Source organism: Pseudomonas sp. URIL14HWK12:I5 (genome assembly GCF_900176445.1).
Lineage (GTDB): Bacteria > Pseudomonadota > Gammaproteobacteria > Pseudomonadales > Pseudomonadaceae > Aquipseudomonas > Aquipseudomonas monteilii.
Genome location: NZ_FWXQ01000010.1, coordinates 180,822 through 201,961, shown reverse-complemented (window position 1 = coordinate 201,961; position 21,140 = coordinate 180,822). Strand labels below are relative to the sequence as shown.

The window sequence follows — 21,140 nt, the reverse complement described above, 5'->3', positions numbered from 1 at the left end:
ATGAACCGCACGCACTTCATGTCAGCTGCCTGGCTGGCCACCCTCGCATTGCCATTGCCAGCGATGGCAGACTTCATCAGCGACAGCCACGCACGGCTGGAGCTGCGTAACCACTACATCAACCGCGACTTCCGCCAAAGCAATGCCCCGCAGGCCAAGTCCGAGGAATGGGGCCAGGGCTTTACCGCCAAGCTGGAGTCGGGCTTTACCGAAGGCCCGGTCGGTTTTGGCGTCGATGCCATGGGCCAGCTGGGTATCAAGCTCGACTCCAGTCGCGACCGCCGCAACACCGGCTTGCTGCCCTTTGGACCAAACAGCCATGAACCGGTCGATGACTACAGCGAACTGGGCCTGACCGGCAAGGTGCGCGTGTCCAAAAGCACATTGCGCCTGGGCACGCTGCAACCCATCTTGCCGGTGGTGGTCTACAACGACACCCGCCTGCTGGCGTCCACCTTCCAGGGTGGCCTGTTGACCAGCCAGGACCTTGATGGCTTCACCTTCAACGCCGGCCGCCTGACCAAGGCCAACCTGCGCGATTCCTCGGGCCGGGACGACATCGGCTATGGCGCTGCGACCAGCGACCACCTGGACTTCGGCGGTGCCAGCTATGCCATCACCCCGCAAACCAGCGTCAGCTACTACTACGCCAAACTCGAAGACATCTACCGCCAGCAGTTCGTGGGCCTGATCGATACCCGTCCGTTGAGCGAAGGTGTGAGCCTGCGCAGCGACCTGCGCTACTTCGACAGCCGCAACGACGGCGCCGAGCGTGCCGGCAACATCGACAACCGCAACTTCAACGCCATGTTCACGCTCGGCGTGCGGGCGCACAAGTTCACCGCCACCTGGCAGCAGATGTCCGGCGACAGCGCCTTCCCGTTCGTCAACGGCGGCGACCCGTTCACGGTCAACCTGGTCACCTACAACACCTTCACCCGTGCCGGGCTGGACTCATGGCAAGTGCGCTATGACTACGACTTTGTGGCGATGGGCATCCCCGGCCTGAGTTTGATGACCCGCTACACCGACGGCCGCCACGCCGAAACCGCCACCGTCAGCAATGGCCGCGAGCGCGAACGCGACACCGACATCACCTACGTCATCCAGAGCGGCCCGTTCAAAGACGTGAGCCTGCGCTGGCGCAATGTCACTTTCCGTTCCGGCAATGGCCTGACCAATGCCGTGGACGAAAACCGACTGATCATCGGCTACACCCTGGCGCTGTGGTAACAGCGCGCCCCTACATTTGAACAGCATGGAGAACAGCATGTCTGCCGCCCCTACCCTGCAAAGCTTCATTGCCGGCCGTTGGCTGGGCCAGCATGGCGCTCAGGCCCTGCGCAGTGCCCTCGACGGCCACGTGCTTGCCTACAGCCATGAAGAGCGCCCGGACTTCGCCGAAGCCGTGGACTACGCCCGAGCCCGTGGCCTTGCCAGCTTGATGGCCATGGACTTCCAGCAGCGCGCCCAGCGCCTCAAAGCCCTGGCCTTGTACCTGGCCGAACGCAAGGAACAGCTTTACGCCTTGTCGCACCACAGCGGCGCTACCCGTGCCGACAGCTGGATCGACATCGAGGGTGGTAACGCCACGTTGTTCTCGTACGCGGGCATTGGCAGCCGTGAGTTGCCGTCGGGCAACCTGGTTCACGAAGGCCCTGCCATTGCGCTGGGCAAACAAGGCCATTTCGCCGGCAGCCACATCCTGGTGCCGCGTGCAGGCGTTGCGGTGCACATCAACGCGTTCAACTTCCCCATCTGGGGCATGCTGGAAAAATTCGCGCCGACTTTCCTGGCCGGCATGCCTTGTATCGTCAAGCCTGCGACCTCCACCAGCTACCTGACCGAAGCCGTCGTGCGCCTGATGAACGCCTCCGGCTTGCTGCCGGAAGGTAGCCTGCAATTGGTGATCGGCAGCACAGGCGACTTGCTCGACCGCCTGCAGGGTCAGGATGTCGTGACCTTCACCGGCTCCGCCGATACCGCTGCCAAATTGCGCGTCACGCCGAACCTGATACGTAATTCGGTACCTTTCACCGCAGAGGCGGATTCGCTGAACTGTGCCATCCTCGGGCCGGACGTGAGCCCGGACAGCGAAGAGTTCGATCTGTATATCAAGGAGGTGGTGCGTGAAATGACCACCAAGGCCGGGCAGAAATGCACCGCCATCCGCCGGGCCATTGTGCCGGCCAGGCACATCGATGCCGTTGCCACACGCTTGCGCGAGCGCCTGAGCAAAGTCGTGGTTGGCGACCCCTCGCTGGAAGGCGTGCGCATGGGTGCACTGGCCTCCCACGACCAGCAGCACGACGTGGCCGAGCGGGTACGCAGCCTGCTGCAAAGTTGTGACCAGCTGTTCGGCGCCAGCGATGGCTTTGCGCCGCGCGGCGAGGGTGTGGCCGAAGGGGCGTTCTTCGCCCCGACCCTGCTGCAAGCCCGCGACCCGCACGCCGAAGGCGGCGCCCACGACATCGAGGCGTTCGGCCCGGTCAGCACGCTGATGGCCTACGATGATCTTGACGAAGCCTTGGCGCTGGCCGCGCGGGGCAAAGGCAGCCTGGTGGCAACCCTGGTCACCGCCGACCGTAGCGTGGCGGCCAAGGCCATTCCGGTGGCGGCTGCCTGGCATGGCCGCCTGCTGGTGCTCGACAGCGAGGCCGCGAAGGAGTCCACCGGTCATGGCTCGCCATTGCCGCAACTCAAGCACGGCGGCCCTGGCCGGGCCGGTGGTGGTGAAGAGCTGGGTGGCCTGCGTGCGGTCAAGCACTACCTGCAGCGTGCCGCTGTCCAGGGTTCGCCGAGCATGCTCACGGCAGTCACCGGCGAATACGTGCGCGGTGGCGAAGTGATCGAAACCGAAGTGCACCCGTTCCGCCGCTACTTCCAGCAGCTGCGCATTGGCGAGTCGCTGCTGACCCACCGCCGCACGGTGACCGAAGCCGACCTGGTCAACTTCGGCTGCCTGTCGGGTGACCACTTCTACATGCATTTCGACGAAATCGCAGCCAAGGAATCGCAGTTTGGCAAGCGCATTGCCCATGGCTACTTCGTGCTGTCGGCGGCAGCCGGCCTGTTCGTGTCGCCGGGTGCCGGGCCGGTGTTGGCCAACTATGGCCTGGATACTCTGCGTTTCATCAACCCGGTGGGCATTGGCGACACCATCCAAGCGCGTTTGACCTGCAAGCGCAAAATCGACCAAGGCAAGACCAGCCCGTTGGGCCAGCCGCAGGGTGTGGTGGCGTGGGATGTCGAAGTCACTAACCAACTGGGGGAGCTGGTGGCCAGCTATGACATCCTGACCTTGGTGTTGAAGCAGCCGGAGTGATGGTTTGACCTCGCCGGCCACTTCACGGGTTCAACCGCGAAGTGGCCGGCAGCTTCAGGTGTGGCATCAACGCATTGCCGCCGGATCCACCGCCGACTGGTTCGGCTTGCTCCCCGAAATTCGCCAGGTCACTTCGGTAATCCCGTAGCGCTCGGCCATGGGCCGGCTGATCTTCCGAATTTTTTCGCGCCCGAACTTGGGAATGATGCCGATGCCCGCATCGCAACTTGCCCAATGCCAGGCCTCGGCATTGTCCAACCGCTCCAGACGAATGATGAAACTGCGCGGCTGGCCATGCAGTTGGTAATCGATGATGTACAGTTGTGGGCTAGGCATCGCAAGGGGCCTCCTCTTCTCCATGGATGACAACCTGATTGATCCGGGCATGGCCAGATAATTCAAAAAAATGTCGAACAATTAGAACCCGTTACCCTAAGGTGGGGATGTTCAGTCACTGGCTGCGGCTGCGCCCGTGGCTATTCTGCCCCCCTTTGCGGCCCGCTTCCGATGCCCGCTGGCGGTCATTGGCAAAATTGCCGCCAGAAGCCTGCCCTCCCTTTTGCCCGGCGCGGGAGGCGCGCTCTCTGTCGTTGGCGAAGTTGCCTGGGTTGGTTTCCTTGGTGCCACCACGTTGGCCGGTTTGCGCTTGATCCTGTGCCATGTCGTTACTCCTTGCGAGGATTTGGCGGGTTGCATGGCCATTACCATGCCCTAATTCCGAGCCGCCAATTGCAAGGTCTGCTCAATCGTTTTGCCCGCAGGTGACGAGCGGCACGAAACTGTTACGGGCAAAATGTTTGCGCGGCAAAGCTGCCGGCCTTGGACCGTCAAGCGTGAACACTCCACTGAACCGCATCCACGTCGATCGGCATTTCATCAATGGCATGGATCATCCCGTTCTCCAGCGCCTCCCGTGGCCCCAATATGCGCGGATAGGCCATCAGATACCGCGGCACATCCAGTACCTCAGCGGCGCCTTTGGTGCGTTCGGCGACGATCTGCGCATACAAGCGCAAATCGTAATCCAGGCTCATGGCGTACTCGGCCATCCTTGAATGGTCCACCGAGCCATGCAAGGTCCAATGAAACGGGTGGAACAGGAACTTGCTGTAACTGCATGCCGTACGCCGCTCCCCGGCCAGAAACAGAATATTACCCATGGACTCCACCGTGCCCAGGTTGTGCGTCTGCACCTGAATCGGTAACGCACGCAGGAAGTTGTACAGGGTAAACCCGTAGCTGCACTCGCCCCCCATGGTGGCGATGTTCAGTTGCAGTACCTCGGCCCCCTGCTGCAACGCCCGTGAACAGGTATTGACCAGGTTGCCGCAGGTTGACGAGTTGATAGGCCCGGTGAAATGGATGATATGTCGTGCCATGTTTGCCTCCAGGGTTGGCAGGTCACTCCTTGGACTTGGCGTGTATGCGGTGGAAACGTCAACCGCCGCAAAGTTCAACCCGGCCTCACCCTGTTGGCGCAACGCCATGCAGAGGCCGTCTGGCCTGGCATTACGACACAGGTTACACGTGGCTGAACAACACCCGTTTGAACGCTTCGGCCGCCAAGTGAACCTGCACCGCCCAGTCATCCGCTGCATCGCTGCCGGCATCGTCGGAAATGTACTTGAGGCAAACAAAAGGTATGTTTTCGTCGCGTGCGATCAAAGCCAGCACATAGGCTTCCATGTCGACCACGTCATAAGGCGCGTCGCCATGGTTGATCTCGAAGTTGTCGCCACTGCCACAGGTTTCCTGCGCCAGCCCGGGGATAGCGGTGCCGTGCTCCAGTACCACCGGTATGTCCGACAGCGGCGTTTCATACCGGGCAAAGCCCAATGGCGTCACATCCATGTCGCGTTGCACGAAGCGGCTACAACACACCACCTCGCCCTTGCCATGGCGCTGGCTGCCCGCCGAGCCCAGGTTCACGATCAGCTTCGGGCGGTGCGCCGCAATGGCTTTGGTCAGGGCGATGGCAGCATTCACCTTGCCAATACCCGTGAACACGGTGCGCACCTCGGTGAATACATCGCCCGCCTCGGCCTCGAGGGCGAAGACGAATAGCGTGTCATCCAGGGAAATGTCAGGGAATTGCTTGATCAGCATCATAGAGCAGATGATTCCGGGTGGCTGCAAAGGGCGCCGCCATTGTCGGCCAACCCTGGCTAATTGCAAACCCCCGGTTCATTGCAGTGCCAGGTCGCCCCGGCACTGCCATCAGGTCACTTACGAGCGGCCGCCCTTACGGCCCGACTCGCTATCGTGGGGCATGTTGCCGCCCGAAGACTGGCCGCCCTTGCGTCCGGCTTCGGAGGCCTTTTCACGATCGTTGGCGAAGTTGCCCGGGTTCTTGCTACCACCCTGGCTGCCTTGTTGATTGCCGGTGCGGCTGTTTTCTTTGTTGGCCATGGTCTTGAAACCTCGTATGACTTGGGTGTGCACGGCACGTTGCCGTACATAGGTTGTGAGTACGGCTCCCTCGGGGGATTCGGTTTATTGCGAAGGGTTCGGACCGGTGGCGTTAAATAAGCGACAACGCCATATTTGGGGCGCCTGTCAGTCGTGCGGCGGGCTATCCAGGCGAGCTTGTCGGCGGCCCAGCCAGCCACCGGTCACTGCCCAGCCCAAGGCAATCAATGCGCCGATGAGCATCGCCAGTTGCGGGTGCTCGCCCATCACGTCCAGTGCCCGCTTGACCCAGCCGCTCAAGGCATCGCCACCCCGGTAGACCACCGTGTCGATGAAGTTCTTGGCCTTGTACTTGTCCTCGGCCGGCAGTACCGTGAACAGCATTTCCCGCCCAGGCCGCACCAGTGCGTATTCGCCAGCTCGGCGCACCACCATGACCCCCACGAACACGGCGAACACCGGGGCCAGCGCCAGCCACACAAAGCCCACAGCCATCACCAGCGGCACCGCTACCAGCAACACCCCCACGCCCAACCGACGCGCCAGGCGGCCCGTGAGGAATACCTGGGTAAGGATGGCCAATGCCTGCACGACGGTGTCGATCAGGCCGAACACCTGGGTTTGCCGGGTGCGATCGGCAAAGGTTTCGCTGACGATGCGTGCCTGCTCGAAATACAAGAAGGTGCTGACGCTGGCCAGCAACACGACGAACAGCGCGATCCCCAGCAGATACGGCGAGCACAGTACGGCGGTGGCACCGGCAAACGGGTTGCCGCCCAAAGGTCGCGATCCCGAGCGTTGGGCTTGTGCCGGCAGAGGTTCGCGTGCTCGCCAGCGTTGCAGGAACAGGGCCGCGCTACTGCTGCCCAGCAACAATACCGCCGCCAGCACCAGCAGCCCGGCATGGCCCAGCGGCGCCACCAGCAAGGTGCCTAGCAGGGGGCCACTTAGCCCGCCCAGGCTAGCCCCAGCTGCCAGCAGGCCGAACAAACGCTTGCCCTGGGCGGTGGAAAACAGATCTGCAAGCACGCTCCAGGCCAGGGAGATGGTCAGCAGGTTGAATACCGACAGCCAGATGTAGAAGGCCCGGGCCGCCCACACGTCGTCAGGGGCTACTGCGAACAGGGCGGCGAACAGCAGCAGGTTGCTGGCAAAGAAGCCATAGGTCCACGGCAGGATGAGCCTGCGTTGCACCCTGGACGCCAGCCAGCCGAACAGCGGCAGGCACGCCAGGGTGGCAATGAAGGTGCCGGTGAACAGCCATTGCAGGTTGTCCACCCCACCGGCAATACCCATGGTTTCGCGCACCGGGCGCAGCATGAAGTAACCGGTGAACAGCAGGAAGAACAGCAGCAAGCCAGCGATGACCGCCGGCCCCTCGCCGGGCTTGATGTTCAGCCCTTGATCGAGACGCTGCCGCCACGCTTGCATGGTGTCAGGCAAACTGCTTGATCAGCGCCTGTTGCTGCGCCTGACTAAGCAGGGGTTCATGCCCGGCCTTCAGCTGGTCGAGCTGGCGTTCGGGCCGGCCGGTGGCGGGGATGACCGTGGTCACCGCCGGATGGCTGATGGCGAACTTCAGAAACAGCTGCGCCCAGCTGCCGATGCCTGCTTCTGCGGCCCAGCCGGGCAACGCCTGGTCCTTGACCCGCGTAAACAGGCGGCCATCGTCGAAAGCACGGTTGATCAGCACCGCAACACCTTTGTCCTGGCAAAGCGGCAGCAGTGCGCGGGCGGCGTCGGGGGCGTTGACCGAGTAGTTGATCTGGATGAAGTCCAGCGGCTCGCTGCGCACGATTCGGGCGACTTCGTCCTGGCCACTGTTCAGGTAATGGGTGATGCCGACGTAACGGGCCTTGCCCTGATGCTTCAGCACACGGGCATAGGGCAGCTGGGTCTGCCACTCACGCAGATTGTGAATTTGCAGCAAGTCGACTTTGTCGGTACGCAGGCTCTTCAGGCTGCCGGCCCACTGTGCTTCGGCCTCGGCCCGGCTGTTGGCAGCGATCTTGGTGGCTATGAAGCACTGCCGATGCCAGCCACCCTCCTCGAGCAACTGGCCGAGTATGCTGTCGGCGCCACCATAATTGGGCGACGTATCGATCACCCGGCCACCGCCTTCGAAAAAGGCCTTGAGCACGATTTTCAGCTGCTCGTACTGAGCCGAACCAGCGTCCACTTCGAAGCTGCCCGAGGTACCGGCACCGATAACCGGCAACGCTTCACCGGTGGACGGCACTTTACGGGTCAGCAGGCCGGCCGGGCTGGCGGCATGCAGCCAAGGGGCCGCCGCCAGCAAGCTCAAAGCGGCACTGGCGCGTAGGACATCACGACGTGCGTACATGGAAAGCTCCCGTCATGAATCGGAAACTTTCAAGGCTAGTCGCTCTGCTCCGCGCCAGCAGGTGTTTCTGTATCTGGATGTTTAGTGATCAGGCCTGCAGCAGCTGGCGCAGGTCGACCCCCGCGTCACCCATCGGCGGGCACCAGTAATAGCCACCGGTGAGTGGCCGGCTGAAGCGGTACAGGCCATCGATGATACCGTCCTCCAGTCCGCTCATACGCCGCAGTTGCACCTCGAATGCATCGAAGCTGTGGCCCAGGGCGACAAAGGCCAGGCCGGCACCGCGCTGGTCGGCCCAGGCCACCGAGCGACGCACCATGAACGCCTCGGGTTCGAAGCTTTCCTGGGCGGTGCGCTTGACGTGTGCGGACTCGGGCGCGTCGTCGAGCTCTTCGTTGTCGCTCAGGCGACGGCCGATAATGTTGTCCTGATCGGCCTGGGGCAGCGACTTGAAGTATTCCAGGTCGTGCTTCCACAGCTGGAACGCGGCAAAGCTGGAACCGTCGCTGGCAATGGCCGCTTGCACCGCATCTTCGTCCACCGGGTTTTCGGTGCCGTCTTCGTAGCCTGTCAGGTCATGGCCGCCACGGTGCAGGAAGCCATCAACGCTGTCCGCCAGGCGCAAGGCCGGTGCCAGCACCTGTTCCAGGGCGTGGGCGCGCAGCAGCAGGTCGCCGCGCTCGTTCCCGCGCAACCACAGCCACAGGGCGTGCTGAGTGCTCGGGTTTTCTACGGCTGCATCTAGCAGCGGGAAGGCGCGCAGGCCGGGCACTTCGCGGCCCAGGGCCTTGGCCAGCGGGGCGCCGACACCGAGCAGCAGCTGTTCTCCATCGACCTGCGGCAGCAAGGCATCGAGCACAGCTGGCAACGCCTCGGGTGACTGCAGGGTGAAGAACAGGTGACGGGCGTGGGCCGGCACAGGGTTGGCAAGCAGACCTTGCTGGAACGGCATGACAGGCTAATCCTTGGTAAAAGCGGGAATGCTACTGCGCCTGCAGGCCTACTGCAACGCGGCATGCAGCCTGGCCAGCCGCTGCGCTTGGTAACAAATGGTTACCAATAGCTGGCCCTTTGCAATGAGCTATCAATCCGCGCCTGCCTACACTCCTCGAGATCCTTCGCCCAAGAGACCGCCCATGACAGCCTCGCCCTTGCTCACCGCCGTTCTGCCGCTAGCCTTGGGCATCATCATGCTCGGCCTTGGGCTGTCGTTGACCCTGGCGGACTTCGCTCGCGTTGTGAAATACCCCAAACCGGTGATGGTCGGCCTGGCCTGCCAGATCCTGCTGCTGCCGTTGGTGTGTTTCCTGATCGCCAACGGTTTTGGCCTGGAGTCGGCCCTTGCGGTAGGGCTGATGCTGTTGGCGGCCTCGCCAGGCGGCACCACGGCCAACCTGTTCAGCCACCTGGCCCATGGCGATGTGGCGCTGAACATCACACTCACGGCGGTCAATTCGCTGATCGCAATCCTGACCATGCCATTGCTCGTGAACCTGTCGTTGAGCTGGTTCATGGCTTCGGATCAAGCCATTGCGCTGCAGTTTGCCAAAGTGATGCAGGTGTTTGCCATTGTGCTGCTGCCGGTGGCACTGGGCATGCTGATACGCCATTTCGCCCCGGCTTTCGCCGCGCGCATGGAAAAACCGATGAAGCTGGTGGCCGCGCTTTTCCTCGCCTTCACCATCGTCCTGGCCTTGGCCAAGGACTGGCAGACCGTGGTCGAGTATGCGCCGGTGGTGGGCCTGGCGGCGCTGCTGTTCAACCTGTTGAGCCTGGCAGTGGGTTACTGGGTGCCGCGCCTGCTGAATATTCCCAAGCGCCAGGCAATTGCCATTGGCATGGAAATCGGCATCCATAACGGGACCTTGGCCATTGCCTTGGCGCTGAGCCCTTCGCTGCTGAACAACGCGACCATGGCGGTACCGGCGGCGCTGTATAGCCTGATCATGTTCTTTACGGCAGCGGGGTTTGGCTGGTGGGTGAGCCGTGGGCATGTGGCGGCGCAGCCCGAAGGCGAAGCGGCGAATTGAGGCCCGTTCAGGTTGTCACTGCTGGCTGCGCTTGCTGCGCAGCTGCTGCTTCAACACCTTCAATGGGGGCGCATAGAAGAAACCGAACGAAACACTTCCCTTGCGCCCCTTCACCGCATGGTGCAACCGATGCGCCCGGTGCAAGCGTTTGAGGTAGCGGTTGACTGGCCGAGGCTTGCGCGGCCAGTGCCGGTGAAAAAATCCGTCATGGGCCACCACATACAGCACCCCGTACCCAGCCACCCCACCGCCCACCCACTGCAAGGGCGCATAACCGCTTTTGCCAAGCGCTACCAGTGCCGTGGCGATCAGGCCAAGGGCCACGAGGTACAGGTCATTGGTTTCGAGCATGCCCAGGTGAGGCTCATGGTGCGAACGGTGCAGCCACCAGCCCCAGCCATGCATGATGTACTTGTGAGCCAGCGTGCCAACGCCCTCCATGGCCACCAGGGTGCCGAACAGTACGGCGAGATTGAACAGCATGGAACGGTCCGGGTGATGGCAAAGAGAGGCGCAAGGTTAACGGCTGCCCAGGTTTTTTTCCATGTGGGCGTGAGCGGCTGCACGCCATTCAAGGATGAAGCCATTGTCATGTTTCGCCCTTGACCTGCTCTGCCACCGGGCGTATGGTCCGCGACGCAATTTTGCCTTCCTAAACAGGAGACCTGCCTTGGACAGTAGCCCCAGTCGCTTGCGACAGGCCCGCGTGGCGCACTAGCCCGGCAGTGTCCTGCACTGTCTGGCCGCCCTGGCAAGACGGTGGTTTCTTGTAACCCCCGCTTTTCCTCCCTTCCTCGTGATCCTGCGCATTGATCTGGTTTTTCAACCACGCCAACTGATGGCGTTCATGCGGGCGTATGCCTGCGCAAGAGGTTTGCTATGGATTGGAAAGTATTTCTGCTGCGCGCCAGCATTGCCTTGCTGTTGGGGGCGTTGATCGGTGCCGAACGGCAATTGCGCCAACGCCTGACCGGGCTGCGCACCAATGCGCTGGTCAGCACCGGTGCCTGCCTGTTCGTGCTGATGACCCAGGCGGTGCCAGGCATGGCACCTGCCGATGCGTCGCGCGTCGCCGCCTATGTGGTGTCGGGCATCGGCTTTCTCGGGGGTGGTGTGATCATGCGTGACGGCTTCAACGTACGAGGCCTGAACACTGCAGCCACCTTGTGGTGTACGGCGGCAGTGGGTGTGCTGTGCAGCCTTGGGCTGCTGTTGGAGGCGGCATTGGGTAGCCTGGTGGTGCTATGTGCCAATATCCTGCTGCGTGACATCGCCCAGCGCCTGGACCGTCAGGACGTGGTGCCGGCCAGCGAGGTGGAGCAGCACTTCGAAGTGCGAATCGTCTGCCGCGCCGAGGACGAAATCCAGGTGCGCAGCCTGATGCTGCATAGCCTGGGCGATCCGCAGCTGCGGCTGCAGTCACTGCAAAGCCAGGATCTGGACAGCCCGGCGCGCCTGGAAGTACGCGCCGAGCTGTTGGGCACCGCGCAGGCACCCGCGCAACTGGAGCGGCTGGTCAGCCGGGTGAGCCTGGAGAAAGGTGTAAGCTCGGTGCGCTGGCAATTACAGCCGCAAGTACTGGCGGCGGATTACTGAAACAGGAGTGATTCATGCGTATCCGCCCTACCCTCGAGCGCGATATTCAACACCTGCCAGACCTAGAGCGTTCGGCGGCCCAGGCGTTTGCCGGCTGGCCGACGCTGGCCTGGCTGGCGCAAGGTGATGTGATGGATTGCGTTGCGCACAGGGCTTTCGTCGACGCGGGCGGTAGCTGGGTGGCCGAGGACGATAATGGGTGCCTTGCCGGTTTTGCTTGTGCCCGCCGTGAAGGGCAGGCGCTGCACCTTTATGAAATATCGGTGCGCCAGGAGGTTCAAGGGCAAGGCGTGGGGCGGCGTTTGCTGCAGCAAGTGGCTGATGCCGCGCGTGACGCGGGCCTGCGCGAGCTCACGTTGACCACCTTTGCCAATGTGCCCTGGAATGCGCCCTTCTATGCACGGTTCGGGTTCGAGGTGCTCGATGAGAGGCTGCTGAGCCCGCGGTTACGGGAAACCCTGGCCAATGAACGTGCACACGGCCTCACTGAGCGTTGTGCAATGCGCCGTTACGTCGATCATTAGACGGGCCCGTCACTCGGCATGTGCAGGCAGGTGTGCCCTGCATTGCGCCAACGCCACATCGCGTTCTTTTAGCTCTTCTTCATACCGCAGCAACTGCCGCGCCTGTTCCGCGCACACGTCGCGCCTGGTTTCCAGATGCTGCGCTTGCACATCCAGCTGCCGGCGCATTTCTTCGCTGGCACCTTGTGCCTGGGCCAGGATCGTCCGCAAGCCCTGGATCTGCGCATCGCGTTGCTCCAGCAACTCGTCCTGCGCCCGGCACGCGCTGGCGGCCTGGCGGTGCTCACCCAACAAACGCTCATTATCGCGGTGCAAGCGGGTCAGCTCGTCCTGCTTCACGATCATGCCTTGTTGCAGTTGACGTACTTCCACCTGCATCTGCTGCAGTTGTGCTTCGTGGCGGCGTTGCTCCTGCTCGCGCTGTTCACGGCTGGCATTGCGGTAATGCTCCAGGGCATCGCGGGCATGTCGGTGTTTGTCCTCCAGTGACTTCACCTGTTCGTCCTTGTCGGCCAGACGCACCTGCAATTCACCTAGCGACTGGTTGAGGCTGGCGCTGCGCAGCTGTTCGGCTTGCAGCGTGCTCTGTGTGGTCAGCCGTTTTTCCGTCTCGTCGGCCAAAGCCGCTGCATCGATCTTATGTTGCTGAAGCGCCGCCGCCAGGGCCTGCTGGGCGATGTCGAGCTGAGCCTCAAGCGCTTCTCGCTGTTGAGTGAAGGTGCTTTCGGCCTGCTCGATCTTCAGGTCGGCCTCATCTTGTAGCTGAGTGGCCAATTGCCCGACCAAGCGGCTTAGCACATCGCTCAGCGCCGCGCCCCCTTCGGAGGCCACGGGTTGCTGGCCGTTCAATTCCTTGAGGTAGCGGTGAATCGTGGTTTTCGATCCGGTATTGCCCAGCTCGATACGTATGGCATCGATGCTGGGGTTCTCGCCGCGGGCAATCAACGCCTGACGTGCCTGCTGAACCACCACCTTGTTGATACCGCCCCGGGCCATGCCTGCTCCTACGATTTTGTACTGTGTTATGTAACATGTAATTACGTACTGATTATGGCGATAACAACGCTCACCTGCAAACGTTTCCTCAGGAAGAATAATCACGGCTTATCGCATGTTACCGGCAAAAATCCGCTCCAAGCGTGCGTTTAGCCGTACGGCAAACAGCAAAACGCCCCGTCCGGCTCAAGGCCGGCGGGGCATTACGGGCTTCAAAGTGGCGGGTGTATCAGTGCGTGCGCTCAACCTGCGCGGGCGTGCGGCGCATCAACACCTTGCCGTTTCGCACCGACACCAGCGCGTGCCCTTGGCTACGCACCATTTCGTAATCGTCCGGTGCCGACAGCAGCAACAGGTTGGCCGGCCGCCCCACCTCGATGCCGTAGCGCTCCCCCAGGTTCAGGGTGCGGGCGCTGTTATCGGTGATCAGGTCCAGGCAGCGCTGCAGGTCTTCGTAGCCGAGCATGTGGCAGATGTGCAGCCCCGCTTCGAGAATGCGAAGGATGTTGCCATTACCCAGCGGGTACCAAGGGTCGACGATGGAATCCTGGCCAAAGCACACGTTCATGCCGGCGCGGTCGATCTCGGCCACGCGAGTGACGCCGCGGCGTTTCGGGTAGTTGTCGAAGCGCCCTTGCAGGTGAATGCTCTCGGTCGGGCACGACACGAAGTTGATGCCCGACAGTTTCAGCAGGCGGAACAGCTTGTAGCAGTAGGCATTGTCATACGAACCCATGGCCACGGTATGGCTGGCGGTTACCCGGGCGCCCATACCGCGCACCCTGGCTTCTTCGGCCAGCACTTCAAGGAAGCGCGATTGCGGGTCGTCGGTCTCGTCGCAGTGCACGTCCACCAGGCAGCCGGTACGTTCGGCCAGGTCCATCAGGAACTTCACCGACGAAACGCCCTGCTCACGGGTGTTCTCGAAATGCGGAATACCGCCCACCACATCGGCACCGATGGCCACCGCTTCGGTCATCAGCGCCCGCCCGTTGGCGTACGACTCGATACCCTCCTGCGGGAAGGCGACGATCTGCAGGTCGACCCGTGCGCGCACTTCGTCTCGCACCTCGACCATGGCCTTGAGCGCAGTGAGTTTCGGGTCGGTCACATCGACATGCGTGCGTACATGCTGGATACCGTGGTCCACCAGCATGCCGATGGTCTTTTTCGCGCGGGTCTTGATGTCATCGTGTGTGGTGATTTCCTTACGCTCGGCCCAACGCTCAATGCCTTCGAACAGGGTGCCGCTCATGTTCCACTTCGGCTCGCCCGCGGTCAGCGTGGCGTCCAGGTGAATGTGCGGCTCGACAAAAGGCGCCACCACCAGGTTTTGCCCGGCGTCCAGATCATCACCCGCGCACGGTGCCACTCCATCGGCCTGAGGCACAATGGCGCCGATGTACTCGCCGCTGAGTTCGATCCGGAACAGGCCAGGTTTGCCGCGCAGCCGTGCGTTGACAATGTTCATGGTGTTTCTCCTTGTCGAGGGCTTCGCTCAAAGGTGCAGATTAGCCTCCGTTTAACCCCATCTGCCAGAAGTCTGCCTCCAGGCTGGAAGCTTGCCCGAAAATCCCCACCAACTCTGCAAAGCGCTGCTCGGTCATGCTCCGCGCCGCCAGCTCATCCAGATGCTTGCGCGCTGCCGCCGCCACGCCTTGATAGCCTTCCCCGGCATATTCACCAATCCACTCGCGGTACGGGTGCTTGCTCAAATCGCCGATCCGTTCCGCCAGGGTCCGGCCGATTTCGGCATAGCCGATCACGCAAGGCGCCAGTGCCACATGCAGTTCCAGCAGATCGCCGGCGGCACCGCAATCCAGTACATAGCGGGTATAGGCCACCGTGGCCTGGTGCTCGGGCGCAGCTTCGATATCGGCCTGGGTCAGCCCCCAGCGCGCGCACAGGCGCAGGTGCAGTTCAGTTTCATCCAGGATCGCCGCCAGCCCGGCCTGCGCAGCGCGGATGTCGGCCGGGCGGCGGCTCTTGTAAGCCGCCAGCGCCCAGGCACGGGCAAACTGGATAAGGAACAGGTAATCCTGCACCAGGTAAGTCCGGAATGCTTCTTCGCTCAACGTGCCCTCGCCCATCTGCCGCACGAAGTCATGGTCGACATAGCTGTTCCATTGTAGCGAGGCTGCAGCCTTGAGGCGCTCGAAGACGTCCATGCTCATTTGCCCTCCGGGTAAACGGCATCGAAGAAGGCCAGTTCCAGCGCTACGGTGCGCTGGTAGAAGTCAGTGGCCAGTGCAGCTTCCGGCGGGCCGACGCGGTCCAGTTCGGATTGCAGGAAGGCAACGAAGGCCTGGAAGGCCGGGTTATCGTGCAAGGTGATCCACTCGGCATGGACGAAATTGTTCGGCATGGGTTTGGGCGCCTTCAGCGCCCAGTCCAGGTACAGGCCTTCGGCAACGTTGAGCACTGCCAGCGCCGCCGCATAAGAACGGGTTGCCGCCGCTTCACGCATGATCGCCTTGAAACCTGCGGTTGGCACAGTGTCGGTCGGTTCAGTGCGTTGCGCCGGGCTTACATCCAGAGCGTCGAAAGCGCGCAGGAAGTAGGTGTTCTCGTCGCTGGAAATCATCCCGGCGAAGCGGCCGAAGCGCAGGCGCGCCTCGAACGTGTCAGCGGTGGCGATGGCCGCGCCCAGCAAGGTGAGGAAGCTGTCGAGGAAACGGTGGTCCTGCACCAGGTAGTCGACCATGATCGGGTCTGGCAGGCTGCCGTCGCACAATTGGGTCACGAAACGGTGGCCCACGGCCGCCGACCAGGTCGGCTCGCTTTGGCGGCGCAGGGACTGGCTGAAACGTTCGGTCATGTTGCTGTCCTTGATGGGGGTGACAGCGAGACCTTGGCAGTGAGCATGGACGGGCCTCGCAGTGAGGCCGGCAAAAAGGCAGGTTACGAATCCCATCCCTTCGCCGGCATGATCCGGATCAGGTTCGAAGGGTCACCGCGCTGCAACGCTCAGCGGTTTCTCAGCCCGTTGCCGGGCTCCCCTTGGTGGCGCTCAGGTATACCCCAGTGAGCCAGTGCTGTCACTACCCATCCCCCCAAAGACTGGGCACTGGGTGACCCGCTAGTGGGGACATATCCCCATTTTTGACGCTCTGTTATCTAGCGCACATCAGGCGCTACAACGATTTGTTTAATAGAGCATTACCGAAATATCGGTTGGCACAGCCGTTGCTCAGGGCTTTTTACCGGGCAAAACGCCATTGATGGCTTTAAGCCATAAAGCCGCGAGCGAGGCATAAGGCAATGAAAACATCTGCCGTGATCCACCCTGCTAGGCATGCATTCCAGCTGTCCACCGTCACCGCGCTGATGCTCAGCCTCGGGCTGATCACGGTTACAGCGGCCCCCCTCGACGATAACGGCCTGCCGCCGCCAACCGATCCTTCCGCCTACACCGACCAACCGGCTGATCCGACCCCGGCCCTGCTGAACCTCAATACATTGCCCGAAGCCAACCAAGGTTCGCTGGAGCTGACCAATGGGATGTATGGCGACCGCAACACGGTGCGCACCGACAACGTACTACCGCCTGCCCTGCAAACCTCTGACAGGTACCCTACCAACGGCAAGCCCAGCCCGCTGTTCGGTGCGCAGCCGTTCACCCAACAATTGCTGCTGTTCGAAGAGTTCGGCACAGAAAAACTCGACCCCACCCTGCCACCGCCCAGCCTGACCTTCCCGGTTCCCACCCTGGGGGCCGCCCCGGCGCAGGACCCCAACGTCGTTGCCCGCAGCGGCCCCAGTGGCACCGCGCTGGAAGCTTTCCTCAAGCAACCCGGGCTTTACCCGTTCCCGACCCAGTACGCCAACGTGCTGGACCGCAACCCATGGAAGGCGCAGATCGAGATGTTCCTGAACCGCAAGCCGGTCGGCTCCCCGGCTGAAGGCCGTCCACCAGGCAAAGGCTGGTCACACCAGCGCTGGAACGAGTTTTACCCGCAGACTGCGTTCAAGACCGCGCAAGCCGGTGCACGCATCAACCAGGGCCTGCGCGACCGCAAGCAGTTGCACAACTATGCGGTCGGTGAATTCGGCCCGGGCGGGCTGTACTACCAGACCTCCGACATCCCGAATACGCTGGGCACGACCAAGGGCATCGACACCCGCTTCCACCCGAACATGCCGCTGCAGAACCACAAGTCGCTGTGGACGTTCGATGGCACGTTCCCGGTCAAGCTGCTGATGGTGCGCTATGGCCAGCCGGTGCTGATGCGCCATTACAACGCCCTGCCGATCGACCCTTCGGCCAACGGCGGTTTTGGCCTGCATACCATCTCGACCCACGAGCACAACGGCCACTCCCCCGCCGAAAGCGACGGCTATGCCAACGCCTACTTCTTCCCCGGCCAGTACTACGACTACCGTTGGCCGGTGCAGCTGGCCGGCTACGACACCATCAACACCCGCGCACAAGACCCGCGTGCCGCGTTCCCTTGCTCACCGGGTGAAACCTTGTTCGTCAATGACGGCTCGCCTGGGCTGAAAACCTGCCAGAACGGCAGCATCAAGATTCGTGGCGACTGGCGCGAAACCATGAGTACCCACTGGTTCCACGACCACATGATGGATTTCACGGCGCAGAACGTCTACAAGGGCAACGCCGTGATGATGAACTACTACAGCGCCCTGGACCGCGGCAACGAGGCCTTGCAGGATGGCGTGAACCTGCGCTTCCCCAGCGGTTCGGGCATGCCTTGGGGCAACCGCGACTACGACGTCAACCTGGTGATGGCCGACAAGGCCTGGGATGCAAACGGCCAGCTGTGGTTCAACCCGTTCAACACCGATGGCTTCCTTGGCGACCAGATGCTGGTCAACTGGCAGTACCAGCCCAAGCTCAAGGTGCGCGCGCGCAGTTATCGCTTCCGTCTGCTCAATGGCTCGGTATCCCGCTACTTCAAATTCGCAGTCGTGCGTGAAATCGCCGGGACCAGCGGCGAATTCAAGGGGCCATCCGGCTCCAACGTGTCGTATGCGCGGGTGCCGTTCCACATGATCGCCAACGACGGCAACATCATGGAGCACGCCGTGCCATTCGACGGCACCATGGACCTCAACGGTGACGGCAACCTGCAGGACAACAACGGTATCCTGCCGCTGCAAGGTATTGCCGAGCGCTACGACATCATCATCAACTTCGCCAAGAACGGCATCAAGGTGGGCGACAAGCTGTACTTCGTCAACCTGGAGGAACACCTCACCGGCAAGGGCCCGGAAGGTGCCATCTCGCTGGCCGACGTGCTGTCGGAGAAGTACAAGGCAGTGATCAAACAGACCAGCAAGGGCCCGCTGTGGGAGAACGGCGACCCGCTGGTCGGCAAGTTCCTGCAGTTGATCGTGCAGCCGTACAGCGGCCAGGACGTGAGCATGGACCCGGTGGCCTACGAACCGGCCAAACCCGGCAAGGCCGCAGGCCTGAAAATGCTCCCGCTGCCCATTGACCGCAATTCGGCCGCCGACCAGGCCAAGATCAAGGATGCCCGCCACCGCGAGTTCATCTTTGGCCGCTCTGACGGTACCGATACCAAACCCTGGACTATCAAGACTGACGGGGGCTTCGGTTACAGCATGGACCCACGGCGCATCAGTGCTGCACCACAACTGGCCCAACAGTCCACCGACGGGGGCTTCAGCGGCGACGGCACCCTGGAAGTGTGGAAAATCGTCAACGGCGGCAATGGCTGGAGCCACCCGGTGCATGTGCACTTCGAGGAAGGTGTGATTCTTAGCCGCGACGGCAAGGCGCCGCCAGAATGGGAGAAATGGGCGCGCAAGGACGTCTACCGCATCGGGCCGGATGCCGATTCGTCGGAAGAAGTGGAAATGGCTATCCGCTTCCGCGAGTTCGCCGGTACCTACATGGAGCACTGCCACAACACCCAGCATGAAGACTCTTCGATGCTGCTGCGCTGGGACATTGAACACCCAGGCCAGTTCCAGGTAATGCCGACCCCGCTGCCAGGCTGGGATGGCGTGCAATACATGGCGTCGGTGGGCCTGCCGACCTTCCGCACCAAAGGCAAGGACGACAACGATGATGCTGCCAACAAGCCACCGGTCGCGGCCAACGACAGTGCGGCAACCACTGCTGGCAAGCCGATCACCCTGAGCGTGCTGGCCAACGACACCGACCCGGAAGGTAATCTGCCATTGAATGTCGTCGGCCTCAGCCAGCCCGACTCCGGCCAGGGTAGCGTCAGCACCAATGGCACCACGGTGACCTACACCCCGCCGGCCACGGTCGCCACGCCGTTTACCGCCAGCTTCAACTACACGGCGCGGGATGCCAAAGGGGCCGAGTCGGTGAACCCGGCCACGGTCAGCATCGCGGTCAGCCCGGCGGCAGCGGTCGACCAGATCCAGGTCACCAGTGCCACGGTGCAGGTGCGCAGCGGCAACCGCTTCACCTGGGATGTGCAAGGGACGACGACAGTGGCCACGGGCAACAGCATCAGCGTGACTGCGGCGACCACTGGTGGCCCGGTCAGCCTGGGTAACGCCACGCTGACCGCCACGACCACTGGTGCGCGCTGGCGCGTGTCGGTGACCACCACCGGCTTCGGCCCGGCCACACCGGCGACGGTTACCGCGAAGTCGGCGCTGGGGCAGACCGTGACGGCGCCAGTCAGGTATCAGTGAGTGCAAGGCGGGGGCCGCTTTGCGGCCCCCACTGCCAACCGATGAGGACCGCATCATGTCCGGCTCATGGCGTTTCCTGCTGGTGCTCGCGCTGTTCGCCGCCAGCATCCCGTTCTGGCCGTTGCTGCCGCAACAACCGGTGGCCAAAGACGCTGAAAGCCCTTGGGGTGCCGACTACTTCCCCAACATCCCCCTGCTCACCCAGGACGGGGAGCAAGTGCATTTCTTCGACGACCTGATCAAAGACAAGGTTGTCGCCATCAACTTCATTTTCACCGGCTGTTCCGACTCCTGCCCGGTTGAAACCGCACGCCTGCGCCAGGTGCAGAAGATTCTTGGCGACCGCGTCGGCAACGACATTTTCCTGTACTCCATCAGCATCGACCCTTACAACGACACGCCAGCCACCCTCAAACGCTACGCTGAAAAGTTCGGCATCGGCCCCGGCTGGACGCTGCTCACCGGTGAACCTGACGACATCGAACGGTTGCGCCGTAGCCTGGGGCTGTGGATTGACGGATTGGAAAACGGCCGTTCCAAGGACCACAACCTGAGCCTGATCATCGGCAACCAGGCCACCGGCCGCTGGATGAAGGCTTCGCCCTTCGAAAGCCCGTACATCCTCGCCGATCGCCTGGGCAACAGCCTGCACAACTGGAAGCAGGCCAGCGCCAAGAACAATGACTACGCTCAAGCGCCCGAAGTACGTCCGCCAAGCAGTGGCGAGCAGATCTTCCGCACCCGTTGTTCATCCTGCCACACGCTGGGTAACACCGAGCCGGGGCAACCGGGTATAGGCCCCGACCTGCTGGGTGTGACCCGCCAGCGTGATGCCAACTGGCTGACCCGCTGGTTGAAAGAACCCGACCGCATGCTGGCAGAGAAAGACCCCCTGGCCATGCTGCTGTACGAGCAGTACAACCGCCTGGCGATGCCCAACATGCGGTTGGGTGATGCCGAAGTCAGCGCCTTGATGAGCTACATCGAAGAGGAAACCGCACGCCTGCAGGCGCCCTTGGCGGATACGGGGAACCCTTAAAGGCAATTAGCTATCAGTCATCAGTCTGTCATCTTATTGTCGTATTTTTCGAGCATCACCCAGGGTCGGGAACCATCAGCAGTGATTCGCCGTTCGCTTTCGTCCACCAGCCTTTTACGGCTGCTGATCCTGATGCTGTGCGCAGCCACCCTGGCCTTTCTTTGGGGGCTGCACATCACCTCCGTAACCGCCGCCCACCCGGCGTGCGGCCTTGGCCTGC

Annotated in this window: 20 protein-coding genes and 1 riboswitch; of the genes, 7 read left to right on the top strand and 13 right to left on the bottom strand. The window is 62.4% G+C overall.

Translation table 11 applies throughout. The features are described 5' to 3' along the window. Complete coding sequence (locus B9A31_RS22215; protein ID WP_084297376.1) at positions 1-1,233, top strand: OprD family porin; 1,233 nt, start codon at positions 1-3, stop codon at positions 1,231-1,233. Positions 1,234-1,270: 37 nt separating this feature from the next. After that, positions 1,271-3,325 carry a phenylacetic acid degradation bifunctional protein PaaZ gene (paaZ, locus tag B9A31_RS22210; protein ID WP_016715224.1) on the top strand — a complete coding sequence of 685 codons (2,055 nt, stop codon included), beginning with the start codon at positions 1,271-1,273 and terminating at the stop codon, positions 3,323-3,325. Between the two features lie 66 nt (positions 3,326-3,391). Here paaZ and B9A31_RS22205 read toward each other — a convergent pair whose 3' ends face one another. The 8 genes from B9A31_RS22205 to B9A31_RS22170 form a co-directional block, all read right to left on the bottom strand. Next, a complete protein-coding gene (locus B9A31_RS22205) occupies positions 3,392-3,661 on the bottom strand; it encodes a DUF6555 family protein (RefSeq protein WP_016715225.1) in 270 nt (89 codons plus the stop codon). A 115-nt stretch (positions 3,662-3,776) separates the two neighbouring features. Then, positions 3,777-3,986, bottom strand: coding sequence for a con-10 family general stress protein (locus tag B9A31_RS22200; RefSeq protein ID WP_016715226.1), 210 nt, complete (start codon positions 3,984-3,986; stop codon positions 3,777-3,779). Between the two features lie 166 nt (positions 3,987-4,152). Continuing rightward, positions 4,153-4,704 (bottom strand): ATP-dependent Clp protease proteolytic subunit, encoded by a 552-nt coding sequence (locus B9A31_RS22195; RefSeq protein ID WP_016715227.1) that lies wholly within the window; start codon positions 4,702-4,704, stop codon positions 4,153-4,155. Positions 4,705-4,846: 142 nt separating this feature from the next. After that, positions 4,847-5,434 (bottom strand): phosphorylase family protein, encoded by a 588-nt coding sequence (locus B9A31_RS22190; RefSeq protein WP_016715228.1) that lies wholly within the window; start codon positions 5,432-5,434, stop codon positions 4,847-4,849. A 117-nt stretch (positions 5,435-5,551) separates the two neighbouring features. Beyond that, positions 5,552-5,734: a con-10 family general stress protein gene (locus tag B9A31_RS22185; protein WP_016715229.1), complete on the bottom strand. Its 183-nt coding sequence runs from the start codon at positions 5,732-5,734 to the stop codon at positions 5,552-5,554. A 147-nt stretch (positions 5,735-5,881) separates the two neighbouring features. Continuing rightward, positions 5,882-7,165 (bottom strand): NTP/NDP exchange transporter, encoded by a 1,284-nt coding sequence (locus B9A31_RS22180; RefSeq protein ID WP_025754121.1) that lies wholly within the window; start codon positions 7,163-7,165, stop codon positions 5,882-5,884. 4 nt (positions 7,166-7,169) lie between these two features. Further along, positions 7,170-8,078 (bottom strand): aldo/keto reductase, encoded by a 909-nt coding sequence (locus B9A31_RS22175; RefSeq protein ID WP_084297375.1) that lies wholly within the window; start codon positions 8,076-8,078, stop codon positions 7,170-7,172. An 88-nt stretch (positions 8,079-8,166) separates the two neighbouring features. Continuing rightward, positions 8,167-9,030, bottom strand: a complete 864-nt coding sequence (locus B9A31_RS22170) for a Dyp-type peroxidase (RefSeq protein WP_025754122.1) — start codon at positions 9,028-9,030, stop codon at positions 8,167-8,169. A gap of 184 nt (positions 9,031-9,214) precedes the next feature. On the opposite strand from B9A31_RS22170, the gene B9A31_RS22165 reads away from it, so the two are divergent. Then, positions 9,215-10,108, top strand: coding sequence for a bile acid:sodium symporter family protein (locus tag B9A31_RS22165; protein WP_019099101.1), 894 nt, complete (start codon positions 9,215-9,217; stop codon positions 10,106-10,108). Between the two features lie 15 nt (positions 10,109-10,123). Here B9A31_RS22165 and B9A31_RS22160 read toward each other — a convergent pair whose 3' ends face one another. Beyond that, entirely contained in the window at positions 10,124-10,591 is a 468-nt protein-coding gene (locus tag B9A31_RS22160) for a sterol desaturase family protein (protein WP_019099100.1), read from the bottom strand. 396 nt (positions 10,592-10,987) lie between these two features. Between B9A31_RS22160 and B9A31_RS22155 the strand changes: the two genes are divergently transcribed. Next, positions 10,988-11,704 (top strand): MgtC/SapB family protein, encoded by a 717-nt coding sequence (locus B9A31_RS22155; protein ID WP_025754124.1) that lies wholly within the window; start codon positions 10,988-10,990, stop codon positions 11,702-11,704. Positions 11,705-11,718: 14 nt separating this feature from the next. Continuing rightward, positions 11,719-12,228 (top strand): GNAT family N-acetyltransferase, encoded by a 510-nt coding sequence (locus B9A31_RS22150; protein WP_025754125.1) that lies wholly within the window; start codon positions 11,719-11,721, stop codon positions 12,226-12,228. Between the two features lie 9 nt (positions 12,229-12,237). Here B9A31_RS22150 and B9A31_RS22145 read toward each other — a convergent pair whose 3' ends face one another. The 4 genes from B9A31_RS22145 to B9A31_RS22130 form a co-directional block, all read right to left on the bottom strand. Continuing rightward, positions 12,238-13,224, bottom strand: coding sequence for a DNA-binding protein (locus B9A31_RS22145; protein WP_027609254.1), 987 nt, complete (start codon positions 13,222-13,224; stop codon positions 12,238-12,240). Between the two features lie 229 nt (positions 13,225-13,453). Then, positions 13,454-14,695: a cytosine deaminase gene (codA, locus tag B9A31_RS22140; protein WP_019098393.1), complete on the bottom strand. Its 1,242-nt coding sequence runs from the start codon at positions 14,693-14,695 to the stop codon at positions 13,454-13,456. Positions 14,696-14,735: 40 nt separating this feature from the next. After that, on the bottom strand, positions 14,736-15,398 hold the full coding sequence (gene tenA, locus B9A31_RS22135) for a thiaminase II (protein ID WP_019098392.1): 663 nt from the start codon (positions 15,396-15,398) through the stop codon (positions 14,736-14,738). Next, on the bottom strand, positions 15,395-16,042 hold the full coding sequence (locus B9A31_RS22130) for a TenA family protein (protein ID WP_084297374.1): 648 nt from the start codon (positions 16,040-16,042) through the stop codon (positions 15,395-15,397). The genes tenA and B9A31_RS22130 overlap by 4 nt, the downstream gene beginning before the upstream one ends. Before the next feature lie 78 nt (positions 16,043-16,120). Continuing rightward, a riboswitch (TPP riboswitch) is annotated at positions 16,121-16,235 on the bottom strand. A 250-nt stretch (positions 16,236-16,485) separates the two neighbouring features. On the opposite strand from B9A31_RS22130, the gene B9A31_RS22125 reads away from it, so the two are divergent. Both B9A31_RS22125 and B9A31_RS22120 read left to right on the top strand, forming a co-directional pair. Beyond that, positions 16,486-19,881: an Ig-like domain-containing protein gene (locus tag B9A31_RS22125; RefSeq protein WP_019098390.1), complete on the top strand. Its 3,396-nt coding sequence runs from the start codon at positions 16,486-16,488 to the stop codon at positions 19,879-19,881. 55 nt (positions 19,882-19,936) lie between these two features. Beyond that, positions 19,937-20,920, top strand: a complete 984-nt coding sequence (locus B9A31_RS22120; RefSeq protein ID WP_019098389.1) for an SCO family protein — start codon at positions 19,937-19,939, stop codon at positions 20,918-20,920. The last annotated feature ends 220 nt before the right edge of the window (positions 20,921-21,140 follow it).